Origin of the sequence: Pseudofrankia coriaricola (genome assembly GCF_001854805.1) — a bacterium.
In the GTDB taxonomy this organism is placed as follows: domain Bacteria; phylum Actinomycetota; class Actinomycetes; order Frankiales; family Frankiaceae; genus Pseudofrankia.
Genome location: NZ_MBLO01000036.1, coordinates 1 through 25,901, shown reverse-complemented (window position 1 = coordinate 25,901; position 25,901 = coordinate 1). Strand labels below are relative to the sequence as shown.

18 protein-coding genes and 1 pseudogene are annotated in these 25,901 nt (G+C 73.5%); 13 read left to right on the top strand and 6 right to left on the bottom strand.

The window, feature by feature from the left end; translation table 11 throughout:
• Positions 1-362 precede the first annotated feature (362 nt).
• The 3 genes and pseudogenes from BCD48_RS06420 to BCD48_RS53265 form a co-directional block, all read left to right on the top strand.
• The gene (locus BCD48_RS06420) at positions 363-3,173 is read left to right on the top strand and encodes a beta-glucosidase family protein (protein ID WP_071047375.1); all 2,811 of its coding nucleotides are present in this window, start codon (positions 363-365) and stop codon (positions 3,171-3,173) included.
• A gap of 283 nt (positions 3,174-3,456) precedes the next feature.
• Positions 3,457-4,644 carry an ATP-binding protein gene (locus tag BCD48_RS06415; RefSeq protein ID WP_071047374.1) on the top strand — a complete coding sequence of 396 codons (1,188 nt, stop codon included), beginning with the start codon at positions 3,457-3,459 and terminating at the stop codon, positions 4,642-4,644.
• A gap of 650 nt (positions 4,645-5,294) precedes the next feature.
• Positions 5,295-6,053, top strand: a pseudogene (locus tag BCD48_RS53265) (flavin-containing monooxygenase); the annotation flags it as partial.
• Between the two features lie 753 nt (positions 6,054-6,806).
• Here BCD48_RS53265 and BCD48_RS45635 read toward each other — a convergent pair.
• A complete protein-coding gene (locus BCD48_RS45635; protein WP_349307999.1) occupies positions 6,807-7,208 on the bottom strand; it encodes a hypothetical protein in 402 nt (133 codons plus the stop codon).
• 303 nt (positions 7,209-7,511) lie between these two features.
• Positions 7,512-7,721, bottom strand: a complete 210-nt coding sequence (locus tag BCD48_RS06405) for a hypothetical protein (RefSeq protein ID WP_071047373.1) — start codon at positions 7,719-7,721, stop codon at positions 7,512-7,514.
• Between the two features lie 731 nt (positions 7,722-8,452).
• On the opposite strand from BCD48_RS06405, the gene BCD48_RS52075 reads away from it, so the two are divergent.
• The 7 genes from BCD48_RS52075 to BCD48_RS06370 all read left to right on the top strand — a co-directional run bounded on the left by BCD48_RS52075 (position 8,453) and on the right by BCD48_RS06370 (position 18,584).
• Positions 8,453-8,623 carry a hypothetical protein gene (locus BCD48_RS52075; protein ID WP_198543124.1) on the top strand — a complete coding sequence of 57 codons (171 nt, stop codon included), beginning with the start codon at positions 8,453-8,455 and terminating at the stop codon, positions 8,621-8,623.
• A 731-nt stretch (positions 8,624-9,354) separates the two neighbouring features.
• Positions 9,355-12,156, top strand: a complete 2,802-nt coding sequence (locus BCD48_RS06395) for a GMC oxidoreductase (RefSeq protein WP_071047371.1) — start codon at positions 9,355-9,357, stop codon at positions 12,154-12,156.
• A gap of 93 nt (positions 12,157-12,249) precedes the next feature.
• Complete coding sequence (locus BCD48_RS06390; protein ID WP_071047370.1) at positions 12,250-12,786, top strand: DUF1697 domain-containing protein; 537 nt, start codon at positions 12,250-12,252, stop codon at positions 12,784-12,786.
• 98 nt (positions 12,787-12,884) lie between these two features.
• Positions 12,885-13,829, top strand: coding sequence for a ribokinase (locus BCD48_RS06385; RefSeq protein WP_083418251.1), 945 nt, complete (start codon positions 12,885-12,887; stop codon positions 13,827-13,829).
• A 191-nt stretch (positions 13,830-14,020) separates the two neighbouring features.
• The gene (locus BCD48_RS06380; protein ID WP_241841557.1) at positions 14,021-14,863 is read left to right on the top strand and encodes a polysaccharide deacetylase family protein; all 843 of its coding nucleotides are present in this window, start codon (positions 14,021-14,023) and stop codon (positions 14,861-14,863) included.
• 241 nt (positions 14,864-15,104) lie between these two features.
• On the top strand, positions 15,105-17,510 hold the full coding sequence (locus BCD48_RS54770) for a DEAD/DEAH box helicase (protein ID WP_071047369.1): 2,406 nt from the start codon (positions 15,105-15,107) through the stop codon (positions 17,508-17,510).
• Between the two features lie 42 nt (positions 17,511-17,552).
• Positions 17,553-18,584 carry an amidohydrolase family protein gene (locus BCD48_RS06370; RefSeq protein ID WP_071047368.1) on the top strand — a complete coding sequence of 344 codons (1,032 nt, stop codon included), beginning with the start codon at positions 17,553-17,555 and terminating at the stop codon, positions 18,582-18,584.
• A gap of 202 nt (positions 18,585-18,786) precedes the next feature.
• Here BCD48_RS06370 and BCD48_RS06365 read toward each other — a convergent pair whose 3' ends face one another.
• Positions 18,787-19,509: a Mut7-C RNAse domain-containing protein gene (locus BCD48_RS06365; RefSeq protein ID WP_071047367.1), complete on the bottom strand. Its 723-nt coding sequence runs from the start codon at positions 19,507-19,509 to the stop codon at positions 18,787-18,789.
• Positions 19,510-19,713: 204 nt separating this feature from the next.
• Between BCD48_RS06365 and BCD48_RS51085 the strand changes: the two genes are divergently transcribed.
• Positions 19,714-19,887 carry a hypothetical protein gene (locus tag BCD48_RS51085; protein ID WP_157910443.1) on the top strand — a complete coding sequence of 58 codons (174 nt, stop codon included), beginning with the start codon at positions 19,714-19,716 and terminating at the stop codon, positions 19,885-19,887.
• Between the two features lie 209 nt (positions 19,888-20,096).
• Here BCD48_RS51085 and BCD48_RS06360 read toward each other — a convergent pair whose 3' ends face one another.
• The 3 genes from BCD48_RS06360 to BCD48_RS06350 form a co-directional block, all read right to left on the bottom strand.
• The gene (locus BCD48_RS06360; protein ID WP_071047366.1) at positions 20,097-21,449 is read right to left on the bottom strand and encodes a glycosyltransferase; all 1,353 of its coding nucleotides are present in this window, start codon (positions 21,447-21,449) and stop codon (positions 20,097-20,099) included.
• Between the two features lie 228 nt (positions 21,450-21,677).
• Positions 21,678-22,472, bottom strand: a complete 795-nt coding sequence (locus BCD48_RS06355; RefSeq protein WP_071047365.1) for an alpha/beta fold hydrolase — start codon at positions 22,470-22,472, stop codon at positions 21,678-21,680.
• A 29-nt stretch (positions 22,473-22,501) separates the two neighbouring features.
• Positions 22,502-22,885, bottom strand: coding sequence for a VOC family protein (locus BCD48_RS06350; protein ID WP_071047364.1), 384 nt, complete (start codon positions 22,883-22,885; stop codon positions 22,502-22,504).
• A gap of 56 nt (positions 22,886-22,941) precedes the next feature.
• Here BCD48_RS06350 and BCD48_RS06345 point away from each other — a divergent pair, with 56 nt between their 5' ends.
• A complete protein-coding gene (locus BCD48_RS06345; protein ID WP_071047363.1) occupies positions 22,942-23,583 on the top strand; it encodes a TetR/AcrR family transcriptional regulator in 642 nt (213 codons plus the stop codon).
• Positions 23,584-24,155: 572 nt separating this feature from the next.
• Positions 24,156-25,730 carry an IS1182 family transposase gene (locus BCD48_RS06340; RefSeq protein WP_071046611.1) on the top strand — a complete coding sequence of 525 codons (1,575 nt, stop codon included), beginning with the start codon at positions 24,156-24,158 and terminating at the stop codon, positions 25,728-25,730.
• The last annotated feature ends 171 nt before the right edge of the window (positions 25,731-25,901 follow it).

The following is a 25,901-nucleotide window of genomic DNA, read 5'->3' as shown; positions in this document are numbered from 1 at the left end:
AGGCGTTGGCGGTCGCCACCGCCGGTCACACGACCGCTGTCAGGCCTGGCATGGCCGTCGGCGGCCCGGTGGGCGTCTTCGCCGGTGACCATGCGACCATTGCGGGGCCTTGCGTAGCTGTGCGGACGGTTTGGTGGAGACAGGCATGTCCGGTGACGGTTTGGGGCCTGACAATACTCTCCAGCTACTGAAGTGTAGAAGGTGGTATCGGAACATCCGCACACCCCGCCCGCCGCTGGCGGGCCGACTCCGCCGGGACCAGCCCACCACCCGTCGGCCCGGTGGCGGTGAGGTCGGATCGCGCGGGGTGTGGGTGTGGAGGACACAGTGGCCAGGGACGTCGTGAACGGGCCAGGGACGTCGTGAACGGGGGCGCCGCCAGGGCGGACGTTGCCGGCGCGGGCGTCACGGGCACCGCGGACGTGCTGGAGAAGCGGGTCGCGGAGGCGCTCGCCCGGCTGGATCTGGAAGCGCGGGTCCGGCTGCTCACCGGCGCGTCGTTCTGGCGGACGTGGCCATCGCCCGAGGCCGGCCTGCGGGCGATGGTGCTCTCCGACGGCCCGGCCGGCGTGCGCGGCGAGCGTGCCGACGAGCGGGAGCCGTCCGCCAACCTGCCCTGCCCGTCCGCGCTCGCGGCGACCTGGGACGAGCCGCTGCTGCGCCGCGTCGGGCGGCTGCTCGCCGCGCAGGCCAGGGCGAAGGGCGTCGACGTCGTGCTCGGCCCGACCGTCAACCTGCACCGCAGCCCGCTGGGCGGCCGCCACTTCGAGTGCCTCTCCGAGGACCCGCTGCTGACAGCGCGGCTGGGCGCCGCGCTGGTACGCGGAATCCAGGCGGGCGGCGTCGCGGCGACCGTGAAGCACTACGTCGCGAACGAGTCCGAGACCGACCGGTTCACCGTCGACGTCCGCGTGGACGAGCGCGCGCTGCGCGAGGTCTACCTCGCGCCGTTCGAGGCGCTGGTGTGTGAGGCCGGCGTGTGGGCGGTCATGGCCGCCTACAACAGCGTAGGCGGCGCGACGATGACCGAGAACCCGTTGCTGCGCGGCCCGCTGAAGGACGAGTGGGGTTTCGACGGCCTGGTCGTCTCGGACTGGATCGCCACCCGCTCCACCGTCCCGTCCGCCCTGGCCGGCCTGGACCTGGTGATGCCGGGCCCGTGGGGCCCGTGGGGCCCCGCTCTGGTCGCCGCGGTGCGGGACGGGAGCGTCCCCGCCGAGCTCGTCGAGGACAAGGCCCGCCGCCTGCTGCGCCTCGCCGCCCGCGTCGGCGCCCTCGCCGACCCAGCCAGGCCCGATCAGGCCGCCGGCGCGGAGGAGATCGCGGGCGGTGGCGACCGAGCCGGCGCGGCCGACGGCACGGGGGCTGACGGCACGGGGGCTGACGGCACGGGGGCTGACGGCACGGGGGCTGACGGCACGGGGGCTGACGGCACGGGGGCCGACCCCGCCGGACCGTACGCGCGCGACCTGCTGCGGCGGGCGGCCGCGGGCGGAATGGTGCTGCTGCGCAACGAGGGCGGGCTGCTTCCGCTGACGGGCGCCGGCGCACCCGGCGCGTCCGGCGGGACACGCCGGGTCGCCGTGATCGGGCCGAACGCCACGCTGCCCCGCGGGCAGGGCGGTGGCAGTGCCACCGTCTTCCCGCCGTACCTGGTCGGCCCGGCCGACGGGCTGCGCGCCGCGCTTGGCGAGGGCGGCGAGGTCGTCACCGCCACTGGCGTGCGCGCGGAGCCCTGGCCCGCGCCGCTGTCGACCGCGGGCGCGCGCGACCCGGAGTCGGGTGAGCCGGGTCTGCGGGTCCGTTTCTTCGACGCGGCCGGGAAGCTGCTGCGCAGCGAACGGCGGCTGTCCGGCCGGCTGATGTTCATGGACGACCCGGTGCTGGCCAGCTCCGCCAGGGTGGAGGTGACGGCGCTGTTGACCGCGCGCGCGAGTGGCCATCACCCGCTCGGCTTCGCGGGAATGGGCCGGTTCTCGCTACGCGCCCGCGTCGGCGCCGCGGCCGCCGGCGGCACCGGTACGGCCACGGCGACGGGCACGGGCACCGGCACGGAGACCGTGCTCTACGACGACACACTCGAGCCGCCCGACGGGGACATCGTCGCGGCGATCCTGCGCCCGCCGGTCTGGTGGGCCGGCATGGACCTGACGGCGGGCGAGGACGTGCTGGTCACGTTGCGCCACGACCCGCCGGCCGGGATGCCGGTCGCGTCGTTCGCGCTGCTGGGCGAGGACCCGTCACCGCCTGGCGCGGAGGAGCTCGAGACCGCCGTCGAGCTCGCCGCCTCGGCGGATGTGGCGGTGGTCGTCGTCGGCACGAGTGACCGGGTCGAGAGCGAGGGCGTCGACCGCGCGGGCCTGGACCTCCCGACCGGGCAGAACGAGCTGGTGCGCAGGGTGGCCGCCGCCAACCCCCGCACAGTCGTGGTCGTCAACGCGGGCGCGCCGGTGCTCCTGCCCTGGCGCGAGGAGGTGCCGGCCGTGCTCCTGTCCTGGTTCCCGGGACAGGAGTTCGGCGCGGCGCTCGCCGACGTGCTGCTCGGCCGCGTGGAGCCCGGCGGGCGGCTGCCGACGAGCTGGCCGGCCAGGGCCGAGGACTGCCCGGCCTGGTCGGTCACACCGGTCGACGGCGCCTTGGACTATGACGAGGGCCTTCACGTCGGCTACCGGGGCTGGTCCCGGCGCACCGCGGCGGCGTCGCCTGATGAGCCGGCGGCGGCGGAGGGCTCCCTGCCGGCCGCGCCGCCGCAGGGCGGGCCGGCTTATCCGTTCGGCCACGGCATCGGCTACACCACCTGGGTGTATGAGTCGCTCGCGGTCCCGGCGGCCGTCGCCCCGGGCGAGGCCGTGCGCGTGCGGGTCACCGTGCGCAACAGCGGTGACCGTCCCGGTCGCACGGTCGTCCAGGCATACCTGAGCCGCGAGGACTCGGCCGTCGAGCGTCCCGCGCTGTGGCTGGCCGGCTTCGCGACGGCTGACGTGGCTCCCGGTGAGAAGGCCACCATCTCGGTCGAGATCGCGCCGCGCGCCTTCCAGTACTGGCGACCCGCCACCGACGGCGACGGTCCGGGCGGCTGGTCGACCGAGCCTGGCACGTTCACGCTGCGGGTCGGCCCGTCCAGCGCCACGCTCACCCTGCGCGGCGCCGTCGCCGTCGTGACGCCGTCCTGACCGTCGCCACGCCGTCCTGACCGTCGCCGGGCCGCCGGCCGGGGTCAGCGGGCGGACCACCCGGCGGTGCGACTGGCCAGCCGTGGGCGCGCCAAAAAGGGGTAGCTAGCTTCCTGTCCTGGGATCGGACTGCCTGTCATGTTTTGGGCATGGTGATTTGTCGTCGTGCGGTTGGGGTACGCAAGGCACCGCACGGCCGACATTGCCGCCAATGGCTTCCGGAGGCGCACTGGATGGACATGATCGCAGCTCCTTCGGCCGATCTGCCGAGCTGGGGACGTATGTGATCGACAGCAGTGGAAACGCCGATGGCACCGCGAGCGGGTCGGATTCGGGTGCCGACGGGGCGTCTGACGGCACCGAGGCCTCTGGCAGTGAGGTGCTGATGGCGCTGCGGGTCGACGGCGCGCCGGAAGCCGTGCCGCGAGCTCGTCGGGAGATCTCCAGCCGGCTGGCCCGCGCGACCCTGCCCATGCGTGACCTCGCCGGTGACATCAAGCTGCTCGCCGGCGAGTTGCTGACCAACGCCGTGCTCCACGGCGAGCCTCCCGTCCACCTGCGGCTCGTCGCCCGTGGCTCGTCGCTGCGTGTGGAGGTGGCCGACACCAGCCAGGTGGCCCCCCTGCGCGCCCGCAGCAGCGCGGACACGATGACCGGCCGCGGGCTGGCGCTCGTCGCCGCGATCGCGGCGAGGTGGGGGACGGACGTGAACCGGCACGGCAAGGTCGTCTGGGCCGAGGTCGACCTGGCCGGCGCCGGCGAACCGGACGGCCGGGCCAGCCCGCACCCCTCCGGCCCGGTCGAGACCGGCCTGGAGGGGGCAGGCCTGGACGGAGCCGCCGTCCCCGCCGTACAGCCCGGGCCCGGCGGCGGCCGAAGCGCCGATCCGGCCGTGGCGACGGCGTCGGCGGACGCCGCCTCGACGGGGCACGGCCTGGGCTCGCCGCCGCGCTACCGCGTCAGCCTCGGTGACGTCTCGACCGACCTGCTGCTCGCCGCGAAGAGCCATGTCGACAACCTCGTCCGCGAGTTCACCCTGGCCGCGGTGGGCGAGATCAACGGCGAGAGTGCCCCCGTCCCGCCGGAGCTGGCGGAGCTGATCCGGACGGTGACCGAACGGTTCGGCGAGGCGAGGCAGGCGATCCGCCGGCAGGCACTGGCCGCGGCGGCCGCCGGGCAGCGGCGCACCCAGCTGGAGCTGTGGCTGCCGGCGAGCATCGCCGACGCGGGCGAGGAGTACCTGGCGGCCCTCGACAAGGCGGACGGGTACGCGCGGGAGGCGCGGCTGCTCACGCTGGCCTCGCCGCCGGCGCATCGAGACTTCCGGCGCTGGTACGTCTCCAGCCTGGTCACCCAGCTGCGCGCCGCGGGCCGCGGCGAGCCGGTACCGCCGCCGCTGAGCTTCGAGGAGTACCTGCGCCAGCGGCAGGAGCGAGAGCTGCCGGGGGCGCCCGCCGGCGAGCCCGGCTGACCAGCCCTGCCAACGGGCCCGGCTGACCAGCCCGGCTGACCAGCCCGGCTGACCAGCCCGGCTGACCAGCCCGGCTGACGAGATCGGTTGACGAGATCGGCTGACCGGTCCCGTCTGTCGGGGCGAGGCGCTGGGCGCGCTCGCCCCGTGTCGGGCGCTGAGCGCCCTCCCCGCGTGGTTCCGGGCCCTGGCATATCGCGGTGGTCTGGCTGGGACCGGGCTGGCGAGGTGGCTGGGTTGGTATTGCGCCAATGCGCCGTCACCAGCTGTGGCTGGGCTGGACATCCGAGCCCATGGGATGTCTGTCGGCCGGCGGGCCTGATCGATGACGCCGGGTACGACGGCGCCGGTGCGCGAGCGTGTGGCGTCGGCGAGCGAGCCTGCCGCGACAGCGAGCGAGCGTCCTCGCGACGACGCGCGAGCGTATGAAAAACAATCGCTGAACATGCCGCCGACAACGAGGCTGCCCGGTTGAAGCGGGCAGAATCGGGGCGACGGGCGCCGGTCCAAGCCTCGAAGGCCTGGTCAGCGGGCTCGCCGCCCGACCTGGCGGTGTTGCCTGCGGCCGGGGGATCGGTGGCGACGCCGTTGTCCTCGGGGCCGGCGGCTTCGCCCACCGGGGTGGCCCGTATCTTGGGGATGGGCTGGCGATGGGAGTGATCATGGCGGCCAGGCTGCCAGGCGAGCACATCGACGTTCTGATCATCGGCGCCGGGCTGTCCGGCATCGGCATCGCCGCCCACCTGCTGTCCAGCCAGCCCGGCCGCCGTGTCGCCCTGCTGGAGGCCCGCGGCACGCTCGGCGGGACGTGGGACCTCTTCCGCTACCCCGGCATCCGGTCCGACTCGGACATGAACTCCCTCAGCTACGGTTTCCGGCCTTGGACGGGCGAGAAGTCGATCGTGGACGGGCCTTCGATCCTGCGCTACCTGACCGAGACCGCGCGGGCCCACCGGGTCGACGAACTGGTCAGGTACGGCCATCGGGCGGTCGCGGCCAGCTGGTCGAGCGCGCGGGCCGGCTGGACCGTCGACGTCGAGCTCACCGCGGACGCCTCGCCGGGCGTACCGGCCGCCCCCGCCGCGGCCGGCGCGCGGCACCCGGACGGGCCGGACGGCCTGGGCAGCCCTGACGATTCGGGCGACGCCGGGCCACGGCACGTTCGGCTGACCTGTGACGTCCTCGTCGGCGCCACCGGCTACTACCGCTACGACCGGGGCCATGAGCCGGACTTTCCCGGCCGCGCGGCGTTCCCCGGCCGGGTGGTGCACCCCCAGCACTGGCCGGACGACCTGGACCACACCGGTCAGCGGGTGGTGGTGATCGGCAGCGGCGCCACGGCGATGACGCTCGCACCCGCGCTCGCCGAGCGGGCCGCGCACGTCACGATGCTGCAGCGCTCGCCGACGTATGTCGCCTCACTGCCCGCCGTCGACCCGCTGATGAGCGGCCTGCGGCGCGTGCTGCCGGGCCGGTGGGCCGCCTGGCTGGTCCGCTGGCGCAACATCCTGCGCAACCAGCTCATATACCGGCTCAGCCGGAGCCGCCCCGAGATGGTGCGGCGGGAGCTGCTGGCCGGGGTCGCCAGGGCGCTGCCGGACGGCTACGACGTCGCCACGCACTTCACCCCGAGCTACGGCCCGTGGGACCAGCGGCTCTGCGTCGCGCCGGACGGCGACCTGTTCCGGGCGATCTCGGCCGGGAACGTCGAGGTCGTCACCGACCATGTCGACACCTTCACCGAGCGGGGCATCCAGCTGAGGTCCGGCCGGGAGCTCGCCGCCGATGTCATCGTCACCGCGACGGGCCTGCGGCTGCGGATGTTCGACGGGATCGCGCTGACCGTCGACGGCGAGACGGTGCGCGTGCCGCGGCAGCGGGTCTACAAGGGCATGATGCTCGAGGGCGTCCCCAACTTCGTCTTCGCCTTCGGCTATATCAACGCGTCCTGGACGTTGAAGGTCGACCTGGTGGCCGAGCACCTCGGCCGGCTGCTGCGCCACCTCGACCGGCGCGGCTACCGCATCTTCGTCCCAGGCCGCCCCGCCGCGCCGGCCGGAGCCGGTGCCGGGCCGGACGGCGCGAGCCTGGCCGACGGCGCCGCGCGCGCGGCGAACGGCGCGATCCCGGCCGGCTCCGCCGACGGGGCGGCCAGCGGGTCGTCACTGCTCGGCCTGAACGCCGGCTACGTGCTCCGCGACGCGGGAGAGCTGCCTCGCCAGGGCGACCGCCCACCATGGCGAACCCGGATGAGCTACCTGGCGGACGTCCGCGCGCTCCGGTTCGGCCGGGTCACCGGCCCCGACCTGCGCTTTCTCTCCCCGGCCGAGACGGCGCCCGAAGCGGTCACCGGACAGCCGGCCCGAGCCGACGTGCGTCCGGTGGTGCCGGAGCCCCGTGCGGGCACGAGCAGCTCGCCACGCGGCGGCGTCCGGGCGCAGGTCCCGGAACAGGCACGCCCGGGTGAGGCTCGCCAAGAGCCGGCCGTCGTGGCTGTGGATCGTCCCGGTGCGGACGCCGCGACCGTTGGCGGCCGCGTGCGGGGTGACATCCACCATGAGCACCCGGTCGTCGAGGCGCGCCGGGCGGTGGAACCAGACGGCGTGGTCCAGGCCCGCACAGGAATGGGCCTGCCCCTCGTGCCAGGCGGCGAGGCAGCCCGAGACATCTGACAGGCCCCTCGCTCAGCGTGGATGCGCCTGGTGGCGCCGCCGCGATCGCCGGCGCCTGGGCGGCCCAGCGTGCAGGGGGCTGGGCGAGGTCGGCCGGACCGGACCGGCGCCGGCCGGACCGGTGCCAACCGGACCGGTCCGGCCGGATCGGCGCCGACCCCGGGGTGGTCGGCTTCGGCCGCTGTTGGTCCGAGCTCACACCCCGTCGGAAACGGGCCGGGTCGGGCGGTGCCAGCGACTCGCCCGGTCCGCGGGTCCGCGGGGCGCGGGCAGCCAGCCGGCGGCGAGCCGATGCGCGCTGTGCCGGGACAGCTCAGGGGCGTCGTCGGCGGCACTGATGCTCAGCAGATCCTTGTCGTTGGCGGCGGCGATCACCTCGGCCGCCCACCGCAGCTGGTCGCGCACCTGGCCTCCTGTCGGATCGACGCCGCGTCGCCGCGGACCACCGGCTCCGGCTCCTGGTTCAATCCTGTCTACGAACATCTACGGCACTGTAAATCTCACCTCCGTGTCGAGCTGGTTACGTTTTGTTGTCCTCCTATGGGCCCCGGTGACTCCAGGCTGCCCGCTGTGGTCATCGGCGCGCCGCGCGGCACCTGGCCGGGAGCCGGACGAGGGGCGGCCGGCGGTGCGCCCGCCGTGTCCGAGGTCACGGCACGGGGCTGGCCGCGGCGGCGGCCGGCTCAGGCTCCCGCGCCAGCCCGGCGAGTGACTGGTCATAGCTGGCGGATCCCACGGTCGAGGGTCATTGGCGGGGCGGGTCAGAATCTCCGGTGAGGCTCGGCGGCGGCCTGCCGGCGCGGAGCGGCGAGAGGATCGCGGCGCCGCCGGGCGCTTTATAGGCCTGCCACCTGCGCGAACAACCTATTGGCATGGCCGGGCGGCAGCCGGCCAGAGAATCGATGCCAGTCAGCCGCTTTGTCTCCTGTGACCGGTGCCACTCATTCCTTGGCGTCGGTAAGAAAGAAGGGAATGTGGCCCGGACCACTCGCCGGCCGCCGGTGCCAATTGGCTTGTCTGGTATGCGTCAGAGGTCACTCCCGGCCGTCCTCGAAAAGCCCAGAAATATGGTTCACAATGGATTTGCGGCCGCCGGGGAAATGCGGTCGCGGTCACACCTGCCCCAGGAGAACGACATGAGCAACGACACCTCCACCATCACGCGTCTGCGGTCGCAGGCCGCCGCCCGCCGGGTCGCCCGCCGCCAGCGCCGGGCCCTCGAGACCTACCTCGCCCAGGACGCCCTCTCGCCGAACGCTCGCCACGAGCTCGAGGTCATCCTCGTCCGCCAGGGCTCGTCCCTGTAGGACCTCGGCGTCATCCGCGCTGCCGGGCCGCCGCATATGGCGGTGGCCGGGGGCGCGGGGCCGGGCGTTTCGGCCGGCTCGTATTCGGCGCCTTCCCGAATACCGGCGGTATCCACTTTCGGGCGGCTGGCAACGAGGCCCGCCGGATACCGGGCCGAGTGACCCACGACACGGGCGGGCGCGCGAGACCGGCCAACCAAGTGCCGGGCAACCCGGCACCAAAGAGACAGACCCCGAGTTACCCGCGACACATCCGCGACGCCGCCCGTCCACGGGCGTTGCGCGAGAAATGCATGACGGCCGTCACGAGCGGCCAGTACCTTTCGGAGCCGACCGGGACTTCCCGGCCGGCTCCGGGTGTTTCTGGGCCGTAGCGGCCAGCCCCGCCGACATCGATGAAAGTCTGGCGCGCACGATACGGGCCTTCCTGCGACTCGCGGGCTCATGGCGGTCCCGCGCCGCCGGCACGCCATGCTGGCCGTGCGCGGCTGGCCGTGCGCGTATCCATGCGTCCCAGCGTCACGCTCTGTCGCCAGCTTGACCATCCTGGGACGGGCGGCGCCGGAGCGCCGTCGTGGGCGCCCGCTCCTCGAACCCGCCGATGTCAGCGTGGCCCGGAAGCGGACGCGACCAGTCAGTACCTCCCCTTCTTCGACAGATGGCAATCGGGCGACTACCGTGCGTGCCGAATTGATGGTGACCGATTGTCGCAGCGAAGGGTCCGAGGGCGTATGGTCCGCAAGTCCGCGCCAGAGCAGGTCGAGACGGTCGTCGTCGGGTCGGGCTTCGGTGGATCGGTCACCGCGTTCCGGCTCGCCGAGGCCGGCCGTGATGTGTTGGTGCTCGAACGAGGCCGGGCCTACCCGCCGGGCGCCTTCCCGCGTACGCCGCGCGAGGTGGCCCGCGAATACTGGAACCCCGGCGAGGGCAGGCACGGCCTGTTCGACATCTGGTCGCTGGGCGGGTTCGACGCGGTGGTGTCGTCGGGGCTCGGCGGCGGCTCGCTGGTCTTCGCGAACGCGCTGATGCGCGCCGACGAACGCTGGTTCGTGCAACCCGACGCGCGGGCGAGCCGCGGGGGGGCCGCGACCGGCGGTCGCGCTGGCGCCGAAGCCGCGAGCCGGACCCGCGGCGCCGGCGGGTCGGCGGGCGCAGGCTCGCGCCGCCGGGCGGCCGCCGGTCGGCCGTGGCCGATCAGCCGCGCTGACCTCGAACCGCACTACGACGCGGTGGAGAAGATGCTCGGCGCGGCGCCATTCCCGGCCGGGCGCCCCGGTTACGAGGCCACCGAGCGGACCACCGCGCTGCGCGCCGCGGCCGAGCGGATGGGGCTGGAATGGCGGCAGCCGGCGCTCGCGGTCAGCTTCGCCGCCCTCGGCGTCACCGCGCCTGGGCTCGCGCTCCCCGAAGCCCCTTACGGCAACGTGCACGGCCGCGCCCGCGCGACCTGCCAGCTCGCCGGCGACTGCGTCCTCGGCTGCAACCACGGGGCCAAGAACAGCCTGGACCACACCTACCTGTCGGCGGCGGCCTACCACGGCGCGGAGATCCGCACGCGTTGTGAGGTGTTGGCGATCGCGCCGGACGACGGCGGCGGCTGGGTCGTCACCTACGCCGAGCACCACGGCGCCGTCGACGGCACGTCGCGTGACCTGGCCATGCTGCCGGCGCGTACGGTGCGCTGCGCGCGGGTCGTGTTGGCCGCGGGCGCGCTCGGTTCCACCTACCTGTTGCTACGCAGCCGGGCCGCGCTGCCGGGGCTCAGCCCGATGCTCGGGCACGGCTTCAGCGGCAACGGCGACGCGCTCGGGCTGGTGGCTGGCGCCCGCCGCGAGGATGGCTCTCTCTGGCCGCTGGGCGCCGCCCCGACCGTCACCTCGGCCGTGGCGGTGCCGGACGGGCCCGACGGCGAGCCCGGCTTCCACATCCAGGACGCCGGCGTACCCACGTTCGTCTCCTGGCTACTGGCGGGCCACCGGGCCGCCGCCGGCGGAGGTGGCGGTGGCCTGCGGGGCAGCCTGGTCCATCCACTGCGGCTCGCCCGAGACTGGGCCGCCGAGCGGCTGCGCGGTGGACCGGACGACCTGCGCGGACAGCTGTCCCGGCTCGCCGAGGCCGGCGCGGACGGGGAAGCCGTCCTGCCCCTGCTCGCCATGGGCCGGCCCGCGGCCGACGGAGTGCTGCGGCTGGACGGCGACCGGCTCGGCCTCGAACGCGCCGGCGCGGACCGGGATGTGGACGCCGAGCGGATGCGCGCGGCGATGGCGCGGCTGGCCGACGGCCTCGGCGGCCGGCTCGAGTCGCACCCGCTGGCCACGCCGCGCCGTCGGGTCACCGCGCACCCGCTCGGCGGTGCCCCGATGGGAGACAACCCGCGCGACGGCGTCGTCGACGGGCTTGGCCAGGTCTTCGATCACCCCGGCCTGTACGTCCTGGACGGCGCCGCGCTGCCCGGGCCGCTTGGCGTGGGCCCAGCGTTGACGATCGCGGCGTTCGCCGATCTCGCGGTCCAGCGCATGCTGGACGGGAGCCGCGGCCGGGCCGGCGGGGTGCCCCGTCCTCGCGTGGCGGCGAGCGGCGACGCCGCGGCCCGAGGCACGCTCACCCATGGCGCCGCCGCGGCGAGCGCCGCCCGGAAGAGCGCGGCTGGGAAGAGTGCGACCGGGACGGGAACGGCCAGGACGAAGAGCGCCGCGGGGACTGGCTCGGCCGCGACGAGGGCCACGGGAGCGAGCACAACCCAGACCAGCGCGGCTAGGACCGGCGCGGCCAGGGCACGAGGCGCCACGGCCGGCACGTCGGCGGCTGGAGCCGGCCGGTCCGGAAATGCGACGTCGGCCGAGATTCCGTCGCCCAGGTCGGATGCGACGCCGGCGGCCGCGGCGCGCGGGAAGGCGCGCCAGCCGCCGGCACTCCGGACGCCGGTGGCCGCCAGGGCCGCCGCGGCCGCGGCGGTTCCCGCGACCGCCGCCGTAACCACGGCAAGTTCGGCCCCGGCGGCCGCCGCGCGCCAGGACACCGAACGAGCCGCCGCCGTCAAGGCGAGTGACGCGGCGAGTGCCGCCAAGGGAAGCGGTGCTACTGACACCGTCAAGGGGAGTGGGGCAACCGGCGCGGCGAGTGCCGTCAAGGGGAGTCGCGCGGCCAGCGCCGCCAAGGGGACCAGTGCCACCAAGGGGAACGGTGTGACTGGCGCCGTCAAGGGGACTGGGGTTGCTGGCGCCGCCAAAGTGACCAGGGCGGCCGGCGTGACCAAGGCAACGAAGGCGACCACAGCGACCAAGGCGGCCGGAGTGACCAAGGCGGCGAGCGCGACCGGTGCGGCCCCGGGGGCTGCGCGGAACAGTTCGGGCGCGGCGCGGGGCGTCACCCCGGCGCCGGGCGGTGCCGCGGTGGGCGAGGCGGGTTCGGCGTCGGCTGGCACCGGCTCGAGGCGGTCCGCGGGCCCGGGAAGCCCTGCCGGCCCGGCCAGCGCGGGCGAGCCCACCGGCCGGGCCGCCGGGGCGGCTTCGGCGGCTGCGCCTCGGCGCTAGGGGGTCCGCGCGGATTCTGTCGGATCGGTGAACTAGCCGAGAGCGGGTGCCTCGTGCTCGTAGAGTGCCGCGTGGGGGGCCGGAAGGAGGCTGGTGACCACCTACGCGGCGCTGCTGCGCGGGATCAATGTTGGCGGCGTCAAGGTCGGCATGGCTGACCTGCACGCCATCTTCTCCGGACTCGGGTATGCGGGGATCTCGACCTATCTGCGGACCGGCAACGTGCTGTTCGGCACCGAGGCACCCCGGTCGGCGCTAGCGGCGGACATCGAGGCCCGCATCGACCGGGAGATCGGCGTGCGCACCACGGTCCTGCTGCGCAACCGGGACGAACTTGCCGCGTTGGCCGCCGGCAACCCGTTCCTTGACCGTGAGCCGGACCCCACCAAACTGCACGTCACGTTCCTGGCGGACCAGCCTGACAAGGCCCGCGTCGCCGGGCTCGCCGCGCTCACGGCCGAGGGCGAGGACGTCGCCGTCGTCGGGCGGGAGGTCTACCTGCACTGCCCGCACGGCTACGGGCGCACCAAGCTCAACAACACCGCGATCGAGCGCCGGCTCGCGGTCACGGCCACCACCCGCAACTGGCGCACGGTCACGGCGCTGCACGACCTCGCCACCGCGGCCTGATCACGCCGTGCCCGACCCCGGCCGCGTGGGCCGGACGGGCTGGGCTCATGTGAAGGCCACCGCATGTGCCCGGCCAGGCAGGCGGGCGAGGATGAGGCGTGGCTGAGCGCGGGCGGGTCGTCGTCATTGGTTCCATCAACATGGACGTGGTGGTGACGGTGCCTCGGCTGCCGGCGCCCGGCGAGACACTCGCCGGCGGCTCGGTGCACCAGGTGCCCGGCGGCAAAGGCGCCAACCAGGCCGTGGCCGCCCGCCGGCTCGGCGCCCCGACGGTGCTCGTCGGCGCGGTCGGCGCCGACGGCTTCGGGACCGTGCTATCCGGCTTCCTCGACGCCGAACGCATCGACACCGCGTGGGTCCGGACCGAGCGCGGCCCATCGGGCACCGCGCTGATCACGGTCGCCGACGATGGCGAGAACACCGTCATCGTGGTCGCCGGCGCCAACGCGGCTGTGAGCCCGACGAGAGTGACCGACGCGGCGATCCGCCCGAGTGACGTCGTGCTGCTGCAGGGCGAGATCCCGGCCGAGACCAACGAGTCGGCGGCGCGCGCCGCCCGCGCCGCCGGCGCGACGACGATTCTCAATCTGGCGCCGTTTCGCGTGCCGAGCCGGGAGCTGCTCGCCGCCGTGGACGTTCTGGTCGTCAACGAGACCGAGTTCGCCCAGTTGGTGGGCATCGGAACGGGCGTGGGCGGCGCCGCGCGGGGGGTCGAGGAACTGCTGCGCTCCGGCGACCGGCTGGCCGCTCCGGACGGCACGCCGCTCGGCGACGTGGTGGTGACCCTGGGAGCGGACGGCGCGCTGGCGCGGATCGGCGGCGAGGTGCTTGCCGTGCCCGGCCGGCGGGTGCCGGTGGTCGACACCACCGGCGCGGGCGACTGCTTCTGCGGGGCGCTCGGCGCGTCGCTGGCCGCGGGAGTGGCCCCGGCGGAGGCCCTCGAACGGGCGAACGCGGCCGCCGGCCTCGCGGTCGGCCGGTTCGGGGCCGGCCCGTCCATGCCCACCGAGGCCGAGGTCGCCGACGCGCCCAGCGCTGTCTGACCTCGCCGCGCCGCCGGCAGCCATCGCCGTCCGCCGGCCTGGGCGGTTGATCCTCGCCGCGCTCGTCGCCGCCCCGTGCGGCAAGGGCGACTGCCGTGTCGCTTTGGGCGCGCCGGGTGGTGAGATGAGGGGCTATTCGCGATAGCCATGGCACAGTGCGATACATGGTGGCCGATTCGGTGACCGACCCGATGACTGCGTCTCGCGAGGCGGTGACCATCGCGGGCGGGCCGCGCGGCCCGGCGCGGCGGGCGCTCGTCGGCGTCCTGGGGCTGCCGGTCGGCGCGGTGGTTTCCTGGCCGGCCGTGGCGGGCGCCGCCGTGGTGGCGGGACTGGGCTACGGGCTGCCCGCGGTGACGGCGCTGCGCGGGGTCCGTGGCCGGCTCACCCCCGCCCTTGCCGGGTTCGGCGCCGCCGACCATGTGGCGCTGACCTTCGACGACGGGCCGGACCCGCGTTCCACGCCCCATTTCCTCGAGGTCCTCGAGGAGCTCGAGATCCGCGCGACCTTCTTCGTCCTCGGCGACGCGGTCAGCCGCGCGCCGGGGCTCGTCGTCGACATGGCCGCCGCCGGGCACGAGCTGGCCATCCACGGCTGGGACCGCAAGCCGATGCTGCTGCGTGGCCCGCTGTCCACCTACGACCAGCTTGCCCGCACCCACGAGCTGGTCGCCGCGGCGACCGGCCGCCCGCCCCGGTTCGTCCGGCCGCCCCACGGCATCCTGTCGGCCGCGGTGCTCGCCGCCGCCCGCCGCCTCGAGCTGACCCCGGTGCTCTGGACGGCGCGTGGACGTGACTGGGAGGCGGGCGCCACGCCGCTGTCCGTCCTGGCCGCCGTCGGGCCCGACCTGCGCGGCGGCGCCACGATCCTGCTGCACGACAGCGACCGCGGTGGCGTACCTGGCGCGTGGCGCAGCGCGCTGGGCGCCCTGCCTGAGCTCGCCTGCCGGTGCGCGGACGCGGCCCTGCGCCTCGGCCCGCTCGCCGAGCACGGCCTGCCCGGCCACCCGCCGCAGGCACGGGTCCCGCGATAGCTCAGGTCTCTGGGTAGAGCGAATACGACGGGAAGTTGTACCGGGTGTTCCGGGACCTGAGCGGATCGCAGATCATGAGCCCCGGAAGATCCCCGCGCGTGCGGGGACGACGGGAGACCCATGTCTGAGTCTGCCTCACCCCTGGGAAGATCCCCGCGCGTGCGGGGACGACCGCGAGCACCCATCGCGGACCGGCGTACTCACGTTGGAAGATCCCCGCGCGTGCGGGGACGACTAGTTTGTGACTGTGGCGGAGCTTCCACCGGAGGTCGAGGCTGAGCTGGCGCGGTTGCGGGCCGAGAATACTCGCCTACTGCGCTTGCTGAAGCTCACCCCGCAGCAGGCGGCCCCGCCCGGCCCCACGCAGGCGGCCTTCTTCGAAGCACCTCCAGGGCTGGTGAACAACGGCTCCCCGCCCGCGGCGAAGGTGGCGTTTTTCGGGGCACTGTTCGCCGCCCGCACGGACGTGTACGCGGTCCGGTTCGACAACCGCCGCACTGGCAAGTCGGGCTGGGTCCCGGCGGTGCGCGGAGGATGGCGCAAGGGCGTCCGACACGAGGACCGCGACTACCTTCCGCTTACCGCCGACGTTCTGGCCGCCCATCTGAAAGGCGAGATGCACGTCGGCGTGTACCCGCTGCTGGACGGTGACCGCTGCTGGTGGCTGGCCGCCGACTTCGACGGGCCCGAGGCGATGTTCGACGCGCTGATGTACATCAAGGCCGGCCGCGCCCTCCAGGTCCCTGTCGCCTTGGAGGTGTCCCGGTCGGGTACGGGCGCGCACGCGTGGGTGTTCTTCACCTCGCCGGTCCCCGCCGAGACGGCCCGCCGCCTGGGTAGCGGACTGTTGCGGGAGGCGATGGCGCTACGCGGCCGGCTGAGCCTGGCCAGCTACGACCGGCTGTTCCCGTCACAGGACATGCTCCCGACAGGGGGCATGGGAAACCTGATCGCTGCGCCGCTGTTCAAACCTGCCCGACAGAACGGCGCAACCGTCTTCCTGGACCTGGCCATCCTGGAGCCGCATGCCGACCAGTGGGCCTACCTGTCCACGCTCGGCCGGATGACCCCGCAGGAACTCAGACGTGCCGTCGACCGCGTCGGACGGGTCGCCGTGGCCGCCGAGGCCACCACGCTCGCTTCCCCCACCTCAACCGTGACCCGGCCCGCCGTCGCCGCTGTCCTCCACGCCCGGCTCGGAGCTGGCATCCGGGTCGAGCAGTCGGAGCTGACCCCGGGCCTGGCCGCGACGCTGCGGCACGCTGCCTCCATGCACAATCCGTTGTTCCAGGAACGGCAGCGAATGCGCGCTTCCACCTACGGCATCCCCCGGTTCCTGCACAGCTACGACGAGACCCTCGACGGCGGCCTGATCCTGCCGCGCGGCATGCTCCCCACCGTCGCTTCGCTCACCGAGCAGGCCGGCAGCCGGCTGGACGTCACCGACGAACGGGTCACTGGCATCGCACACGCATTTACCTGCACCGCCACACTCACCGCCGTACAACACGAAGCCCTCACGAAGCTGACCGAACACGACCTCGGCGTCCTGGTCGCGCCGCCGGGCTCCGGCAAGACCGTGATGGCCTGCGCGGTCATCGCCGCTCACCAGACACCGACCCTGGTCCTGGTGGACCGCAAGGCACTCGCGGACCAATGGCGGACCCGGATCGCCGAGTTCCTGGGGATCAAGGCAGGACAGCTCGGTGGCGGCCGCGCCAAACTGCGCGGGACCGTCGACATCCTTACTCTGCAAACCCTCGCCCGCCGCGAGGACATCGCCGAACTGACCGCTGGCTACGGCCTCGTCGTCGCTGACGAGTGCCACCACGTTCCGGCCGCAGCCTTCACCCACGCGGTCAAGCAAATCCCGGCCCGACGCTGGCTCGGCCTGACTGCCACCCCATACCGGCGTGACAAGCTCGACGACCTCATCACCCTGCACGTCGGCCCGGTCCGCCACACCATCACCGGCCCCCACGAGCCCGCCGATGGCATCCCCATGCTGCCCGGCAGCGCCCCCGACGGACGGCCAACACCTGTGCTGCATGTCCACCCCACCGGCTACCGCTACGCGGGCGACGCCGACCCGACCGCCCCGGGCGGGATGGCCGAGATCTACAAAGACCTGATCGCGAACAGCCAGCGCATCCGCCAAGTCACCGCGGATGTCGCCGCCGCCCTGGCTCAAGGCAGAAACTGCCTGGTCCTCACCACCTGGACCGCACATCTACAGAAAATCGCCGACGCGCTGCGCGACATGGGCCACGACCCTGTCGTGCTCCGCGGCGGCATGGGTGCCAAAGACAGGACGGCCGCGCTCGCTCGCCTGACGCCACAACCCGGCGGTCCGCCCCTGCTCGCCGTCGCCACCGGCCCCTACGCCGGCGAAGGATTCGACTGCCCCGCCCTGGACACCCTGTTCCTCGCCGCGCCCGTCTCCTACAAGGGACGCCTCGTCCAGTACACCGGCCGCATCCTGCGCCCCCACGACGGCAAGACCACCGCCGAAGTCCACGACTACCACGACGAACTGACCGCTGTACTCGCCGCATCACTCACCAAACGCGCCCCCGGCTACACCAGCCTCGGCTTCCCCGACCCAAGACGCCTCGCTCACACCCCCAGCGTGCACTTCCCAACCTGATTGATCGTCCTTGGAACGATCATTGCCTCACCGGGGTAAGGCATGATGTTCGCCGTCCCGAAGCTTTCGGTTCTCCCTTTCATCGCTCGCCGAGTAACTGCTCCGACAGGCCCGAAATATTTCAACATCGACAAGAGCGTAGAGCCGGCCCGCCATTACACGGACGGCGCGGTCGGCGGAAAGAACGCGGTGTTCACCCGTCCCGGCTACGGCGACGGCGCCGCCCGCCTGGCCGACATGGACACCGACGGTGTCGACGCGGAGGTCGTCTACTCCGAGGTCAGCGCCTTCCGCTACATCGGGGACCTGAAGGAGGGCGCGGCCGAGGCGACCTACGCGTTCAACGAGGTGCTGCGCGACTACGCCAGCGCGGACCCGAAACGGCTGGTGATCTCCTACCAGATCCCCATCCACGACATCGAGGCCGCCGTCGCCGAGGTGCGTCGCGTCGCCGTGCTCGGCGCGAAGTCGCTGCAGCTGCCGGTGTTCCCCAACGAGTTCGGTCTGCCGGAATACCCCGACGACCGGTACGCGCCGCTGTTCCGCGCGATCGAGGACACCGGCCTGCCCGTGTGCTGCCACACCGGCCTCAACACGAACCTGGACGACCTGGTCCGGCGCGACCCGACGCCGCAGAAGGGCGTGATGGTGCCGCTCGCCGCCCTGTCCGCCTCCGAGGCGCTCGGGATGTGGATCATGGGTGGTGTCCTCGAGCGACACCCCGGCCTGCGCGTGGTGTTCGTCGAGCCCGGCCTCGGCTGGGTCGCCTGGTGGCTGTCGGCCGTGGACAACATGGTCAAGCGGCAGGGTTACGACTTCCCCGCCATCAACGGGCTGCCGAGCGAGTACTTCCACCGACAGGTCAGCCTGACGTTCATCGAGGAGGCGGACGCGGTCCACCTGCTGCGCCACCGCCTCGGGGTTGAGAACATCCTATGGTCGACGGACTACCCCCACCCGGTCACGAGCTGGCCGCGGTCCCGCGAGATTGTCGAGGAGCAAATGGCCGGCGTCCCCGCGCACGAGCGAGAACTGATGGTGGCGGGCAAGGCCGCCCGGGTGTGGAACCTCTGACACAGGCACGGCGCTACGGCGCGACGCGGTGTGCCTGACAGCGTGACGTACCTGGCTCGCGGGCCGCTGCCCACCCTCGCCGCAGCCCGGTAAGCCCACGGTGCCAGACCGGCGCCTTGGGCGCGGCAGCCTGACCAAGCTGGTCATCCAGCGGTGGGCTGGGGTTTCCGGGGGCGCGACGCGCGCGAGCGCCCGGTATCGGCTACCGGTGTCGACCCGTGCTGGCCGTGGCGATGAGCGCGTCGAGGCGGTGGGCGTGGGCGCCGCGCCAGTAGATCTGGCCGCAGGCGACGCAGCGGGTGAAGTGGGCCGCGGTGCGGCGGGTGCCGGGCTCGACCTTGTCGAGGACGGCTTCCCTCGGCACTGACCGCAGTTCGTCTCCGCAGGAGACGCAGCGGGTGAGTGGCGCCAGTGGCGGCGCGAATCGGTCAAGGACATCGTGTACCTGGTCGTCGGGCCGGTCGCCGCGGACATACGCGCCGCGCGGCAGGCTTCGCCGGAACAGCAGGCCCCGGTCCCGCGTCAGCAGCACCCGGCGTTCTCGGATCGCCTGGGCGACGAGTTCGTCATCGGCGGCGTCGTTACGGTAGGCCACGTCCAGGCCGAGTAGCCGCAGCCGACGGGCCAACGCGCCCAGGTGTACGTCGAGGACGAACCGTGGCTCGGCCAGCGGCTGGGGACGCGTCGGCGGCTCGACCCGCACGATCTCGTCCGGCCCGGGCCGGCTGGACTGGCCGAGGACCGCACCATCGGCCCGCCGCAGCGCTCCGACCTCGGTCAGCGGTACCCCGATCGACTGCACGACGTGCCCCAGCGTGGCGTCCGGATCCGGAGACAGCCCGCCGACCAGACCGCCTTTCCGCGCCCGTCGCCAGGACCCGTACAGCAGCGGCCGCAGTTCCTCGGCGACCTCCAGCACCACCACATCCGCTGCCTACCCACCTGGCACCACCCCGAGTCGGCCAGCCGGGACTCGTTCTTCGTGGAATGCGTTGGCGCTCTACTTTTCGGGTGCTACCGACGGCCGCCTTCCCGGCCGCGGTGCAGCTCACTCGGGGCTGTCCTGCGGTAGGTCGGCCTTGCTGGGCGTCCGAACTCGGAGGTGCTCGGAACCGGACGGAGGTCGGGCGTGCTCAGCAACGGAAAGACGCATCCGCCCTCAGCGAACCTCGACTTGCTGGCCGCGCTCCAGAAGCAGTACACCGAGATCATCGCGTCGCTTGACCGCGACGCCGCGATTCGCCGAGTGGTCACGACCGTTCCGCCCAGAGACGACATAGCGCGGCCCCTGGCCGGCCGATGACCTGGGCACCGCCGCCCAGCTGGGTTGGGTACCGCCGACGCCGGCCTACCTGGTCCGCTCTGCCCGGGCCACCCGCCGCGCCCGCAGGGCCGCGAAGGCGGCATGACCGCCGAGCCTCAGGCATCGCGCCTCGACCCGCCGGGTAGCCCCGGGCCCAAGGCCGGTCGAGGAACCGCTGCCGGAGGAGGGGGATGCCTGCCGAGCGACGCTCAGCCGGCGGCACCTACTCGGTGGTGCAGGCCGCCTTCGCCCTCGGCACCGGCCTGGGCCGTCCAGGGCCGCTCCAGCGCCGGCCCTCCGGCGAGCTGTTCGAGCAGCTCGGCCGCGCGGATCTCGCGTCCCGCCTTCGTGATCTCGGCCTGCATCCGGCGCGCGGCGGTGGCGTACCGGGAGTCGGCGAGTACCGCCGCGACGGCCGCGCGGATCTGGCCCAGCTCCGGGGTCTGTGTGCGCAGGTTCACCCCGACACCGGCCGCGGCCACCCGCGCGTTGACCTCGATCTTGTCCTCGGTCTTGCCTGCGCCGACGATCGGGACGCCGTGCGAGAGCGCGAGCTGCACACCGCCGTAGCCGCCGTTGGTGACGAACACGTCGACGTGCGGCAGCAGCCTGTCGAACGGTATGAACCGCTCCACCCGTGCATTCGCCGGCAGCGGCGCTAGCCCCGCCGGGTCGCCGTCTCCGGTGGCCGCGACGACGAGCACGTCCTCGCCCGCGAGCCCGGCCAGCGCGGGCCGGATCAGCTGGTCGGCGTCGGTCGCGACCGTCCCCTGGTTGACGAGCACGACCCGCCGCCCTGACAGCTCGGGCCACCAGGCCGGCGGCTGCCAGCCGGGGTCGACCGGCTGCCGCGGTGGTCCGACGAAGGCGACCTGGCTGGGCACGTCGGGGACGGCGTACTCGAAGCTTGGCGCGCTGAACTGCAGGTAGAGCTGGGTGGCCAGCGGATAGTCGAAGATCGCGGCGGACGACGCGGGCAGGCCGAGCATCCGCCGGGTCCGGTTGAGCTCGGCGGTTACCGGGCGAAGCAGCAGCCGTCGGATGGAGCTGGCCAGCGCCCGGTTGCGCAGCCGGCCGAGCGGGCCGCGGGCCGGCGCCAGACCCATGCCGAGGGGCGCGAGGTCCCTGTTGGTGAAGGGCAGCACGCTCACGCCGAACCCGGCCAGCGGCGGTCCGCCCAGCTCCCGCAGGAACACCCCGCCGATGAACCCGGTGTCGGCGATCACGGCATCAGCCGGCTCCTCCCGCAACAGTGCCCGCAGGTCCCGAACCTGGCTCGGCACCGGTCTCGAGAACCCCTGCACCATGTCGAACTGCAGCTTCTTCAGCCCGGACAGCTCCCGGCGCCGCGGGTAGCGCTGGTCGAGCCCGTCCAGGCTGTAGTCGAAGCCGGGATCGGTGATCGGGTGGAAACTCGCACCGACAGCGGTGATCTTGTCGGCGAAGGCGACGCCGGTGTACCAGCGCACGGTGTGGCCGCGTTCGATCAGGGCGCGGGCGATGGGTAGTGCGGGCAGGGTGTGGCCGACGGCGGGAACCGTGGCGAACAGGAATCGGGCCATGGCGGGTTCTCCTCAGGCAGGGCGACAGCGGCGGCCGGGCGGCGCGGCGGTGGGTGCGGTGGTGGGTGCGGTGGTGCTGGTCACGGCCGCGCGGGCATCGCGTGTTCACGGTCCTGGTTCTGGTCGACGCGTCGGGTGGTGCGCTGTCCCTCCCGCGGCGAGAGCAGCACGGGAGGGACGGCGCACCAGATCTGAGTCGAGGGAACGCGCGCCGCACGGTCGGAGCGGTTAGGGGGCAGGGGTCGGGGTGGGGAGGAGGGTGGCGAGGGCGGCAGGGGCGCGAAGGGGGAGCAGGTGGTTCTCGCCGGGGACGACGGTGGTGCGGGTGTCGGGCAACATCGTGGCGAGGTGGTCGATGAGGCGATGGGTGAAGGGTGGGCTCTCGCCGCCGGCGACGAGATGGACCGGCTGCTCGATCCGGCGCGCCAGCTCCTCGTCGAAGTGCCACGCGGCGAGCGCGGGCACCTCGCCGGCGAAGCAGTAGCCGCAGTCGCGTTCGGCGCGTTCCAGGCCGGCTCGGCCGAGGGCGGACTCGATCACGGACCGGTGCTCCGGTCCGCACACCGCCGCCAGGAAGGTGTCGAAGGCGGTGCGCAGGTCGCCCTGGGCGGCGGCGCCCATCGCCGCGCCCAGGGCAGGGCCGATCGCGGCGGCGACCGTCGCCCGGTCCCGCGGCGGCAGGAGCGGGTCGATCAGCGGCGGCTCGACCAGGACGAGCTCGCTGACCAGCTCCGGGTGGTCGAGCGCCAGCTGCAGCGCGACCACGCAGCCGGAGGAGTGCGCGAGCACCCGGGCCCGCCGGGTCCCGAGGCGGCGCAACAGATCCGCGCACTCGGCGGCGTGGTCGGCCACCGACAGCGGCTCGGCGGGTGCGGGGTCCGAGTACCCGGTGCGGGTGACGCGGATCCGGCGCAGGCCGGCGACGGCCGGCTCGCGCTCGAACGGGACGAACCAGTCGGCGAAGACTGCTGCGTGGATCAGGACGAGCGGCTCGCCGTCGCCGCCGGAGTCGGTGTGTCGCATGGAGATTCTCCTTCTCGGTCTGTGATCGGTCAGTTGGCGTAGAGACGGATTTCTATGCCGTCGGGGTCGTGGAGGCCGACGAGGACGGTGCCGCCGTGGTGGCCGGTGACGAGGCCGCCGTGCTCCTGGTCGATGGCGGCCAGGTGGTCGGCCCAGGCCTGGACGCCGTCCCGGGTCGGGACGCCGAGCGCGACGAGGTCGAAGCCGGCGAGGGCGGCGGCGCGCTCGGGGTCGTGCCGGAGCGCGATCTGGGTGGTGCCGTCTGGAGCCCCCAGGGCGACGCCACGGAGCTCGCCGTCCTCGGTGAACTCGATCGCCACCTCCAGTCCGAGCACCCGCAGGTACCACTCGCTGCTGGCGCGGACGTCGCTGACCGGGATCTTCACGTGGTGGATCGGTGCTAGGTCGGGCATGGCCCCTCCTTTGACTAGAGTCGACTCTAGCAATTCACTAGAGTAATCTCTAGCGAGTGAGTGGTCCCGTCAACGACAGGCCGAGTCGGGCCGAGAAGACCAGGCTGACCAGGCGGCGGATCGTCGCCGCGGCGGCGGACCTGTTCCTCGACCAGGGCTACGGCACGACGACGCTCGACCAGGTCGGGGCGCGCGCGGGCGTCGCCGTGCAGACCGTCTACTTCCACTTCGGGAACAAGGCGACGCTGCTCAAGGAAGCGCTCGATGTGGCCGCCGTCGGCGACGACGAGCCGGTCGCGCTCCTCGACCGGCCGTGGCTCGAGGAGCTGGCCGCCGAGCCCGACCCGGTCCGGGTGATCGAGCTCTGGACGAACGGCGGCCGCGAGATCATGGGGCGGGTGGCGCCGCTGCTCGCCGTCGTCCGCGGCACCGTCGGCGCCGATCCCGACCTCGCGGCGCAGTGGGACGTGAACGAGGGCCAGCGCCGCGCCGCGTTCCGCGCTCTCGCCGGCCTGCTCGCCGACCGCGCGGCGCTCCGCCCGGGGCTCACCGTCGAGGACGCCGCCGATCTCGCCTTCCTGATCACCAGCGCCGAGAACTACATCGTCGCCACGGGCACCCTCGGCTGGTCGCCGGAACGCTGGCGGAGCACCACGGCCACGCTGCTCGCCCGGGCGCTGCTCGGCGAAACGGCCTAGACGCGGAGGGGGGCGGGTGTCGCCGCGGTCGAGGTCGAGGGACTCGGGGGCGTGCGGCCGCTCCATGATCGGCTGCACGCCGGTGGACACCGCCGCGGGCGCGGAGAGCAAGACTTTTTGCCGGCCCGATACGACGCCCACCGAGGGCTCTGTTGCGTTGGTGGGGCGCAGCGGTCGGGCCAGCCGCTCAGGAATGATCGACTGGTGGGTCGTCCTGTCCGTCCCGTGGTTCTGGCTTCCGAGTTCGCCGGGTTCCGGTTCCCGGCAGAGGTGATCGTGCTGGCCAGCCTGCCGTGCCCACCCAAGCGTCGTGCCCAGTGGCTGGTGGCCGCACCGGATCACGACAGACACGCAGGCTTTCCGACCCCCCGGGGGTCGGAAAGCCTGCGAGCAGTCAGACGTCGGAACGGAACCCCGACGAAACACGGCCGAGAGTGAGGCCGACGCAGCGACATCCCTCGGCCGCTCTGGGGTGTCGCAACCTGTGGGGTGTCAGACATCCTCTAGGAGACCGCTGAATAACGTCGGCGCGCCTCCCCGGCGCTGATCATGATGTTTGGGATCATTGGTTGGTGTTGGGGAGGAGCCGGTCGGACCGGGAGTTGCTGGACGCCGATGCGCTGGTCGGGCATCTGGTGGTGGCGGGCAGTATGTACCGGCTGCTGGCGGAGCACCGTCGGGTGATGTTCGACGAGGGTCTGTTCGTGGATCTGTTCCCGTCGGTGACGGGCCGGCCGTCGGTGCCGGGTGAGGTGGCCGCGTCGGTGCTGGTGTTGCAGAGCCTGCACGCGTTCTCCGATCGGGAGGCGATGGAGGCGCTGCGGTGTGACCTGCGGTGGAAGGTCGCCTGCGGGCTGCCGTTGGATCATGAGGGCTATCACCCGACGGTGTTGACGTACTGGCGGGGGCGGCTGGCGCGGTCGGATCGGCCGAACCGGATCTTCGAGGCGGTGCGGGGCATCGTCGCCGAGACCGGGGTGCTGGCGGGGAAGACCCGCCGGGCGGTGGACTCGATGGTGTTGGATGACGCGGTCGCGACCCAGGACACGGTCACCCAGCTGGTCGGGGCGATCCGCCGGGCCGTCCGGCAGGTCCCCGGTGCCGGCGAGGTCGTCGCCGAGCGGTGCACGGCGCATGACTACGCGCAGGCGGGCAAGCCGCGGATCGACTGGGAGGACCCGGCGGCCCGCGATGGCCTGGTCTCGGCGCTGGTCAGCGACGCGCGCGCCGTGCTGGCCGCGTTCGCCGAGGCGCGGGACCTCGACGAGACGGCCACCGGGGCGTTGGGCCTGCTCGCGCTGGTCGCCGGGCAGGACGTCGAGCCGGCCGAGGGCTCCGACGGGACCGACGGGCGGTGGCGGATCGCGCGGAAGGTCGCCCCGGACCGGGTGATCTCCACCGTCGACCCGCAGGCGCGGCACGTCCACAAGACCGTCAGCCACCGCCAGGACGGCTACAAGGGCCACGTCGTCGTCGAGCCGGACACCGGCCTGTTCACCGACGGGAAGCTCACGAAGGCAACCGGCGAGGACAACCAGGAAGCCGCCGTCGCCGTCGGCCTGCTCGCCGACGAACCGGCCACCGACCTGGAGATCCTCGGCGACTCGGCCTACGGAACCGGACAGGCCCGGGCCGACCTGGCCCAGGCCGGGCACACCCTGGTCAGCAGGCCGGTCGGGCTGCGCCCCGCGGTGGAAGGCGGGTTCACCCTCGACGACTTCACCGTCGACGAGCAGACCGGCACGGTCACCTGCCCGAACGGGCTGACCAGGAAGATCAGCCCGAAACGCCACGTCACGTTCGGCGCGGGCTGTCGCGGCTGCCCGCTACGCGCCCGCTGCACCACCAACAGGACCGGACGCGCCCTCGAACTGCACCCCCACCACACCGTCCTGCGCGCCGCCCGCGAGCAGTGGGCCACCGACCAGCCCCTGCGCGAGACCTACCGGCAGCACCGGCCCATGGTCGAACGCTCGATCGCCTGGTTCATCGGCCACGGCCGCCACCGCCGGCTGCGCTACCGCGGCCAGGCCGCGGGCGACCAGTGGCTCCACCTACGCATGGCAACCGTCAACCTCACCCGGCTACTCACACTCGGCCTCACGCGTACCCCGACCGGCACCTGGGCCCTCACCCCGGCGGGCTGACCCCCGGAAACCACAGCGGAAGCCCTCGACACAGCCCCGCACCACCCCGGGCACGCCCAGCGCCGCCCACCCACGCCCTCGAACGCCAGAAACCACACCCAGCCGGGCGCCCGGCCGACACACCCAGCCGAGCGTCAACCCCAAAACCGGCGTTGTTCAGCGGCCTCCTAG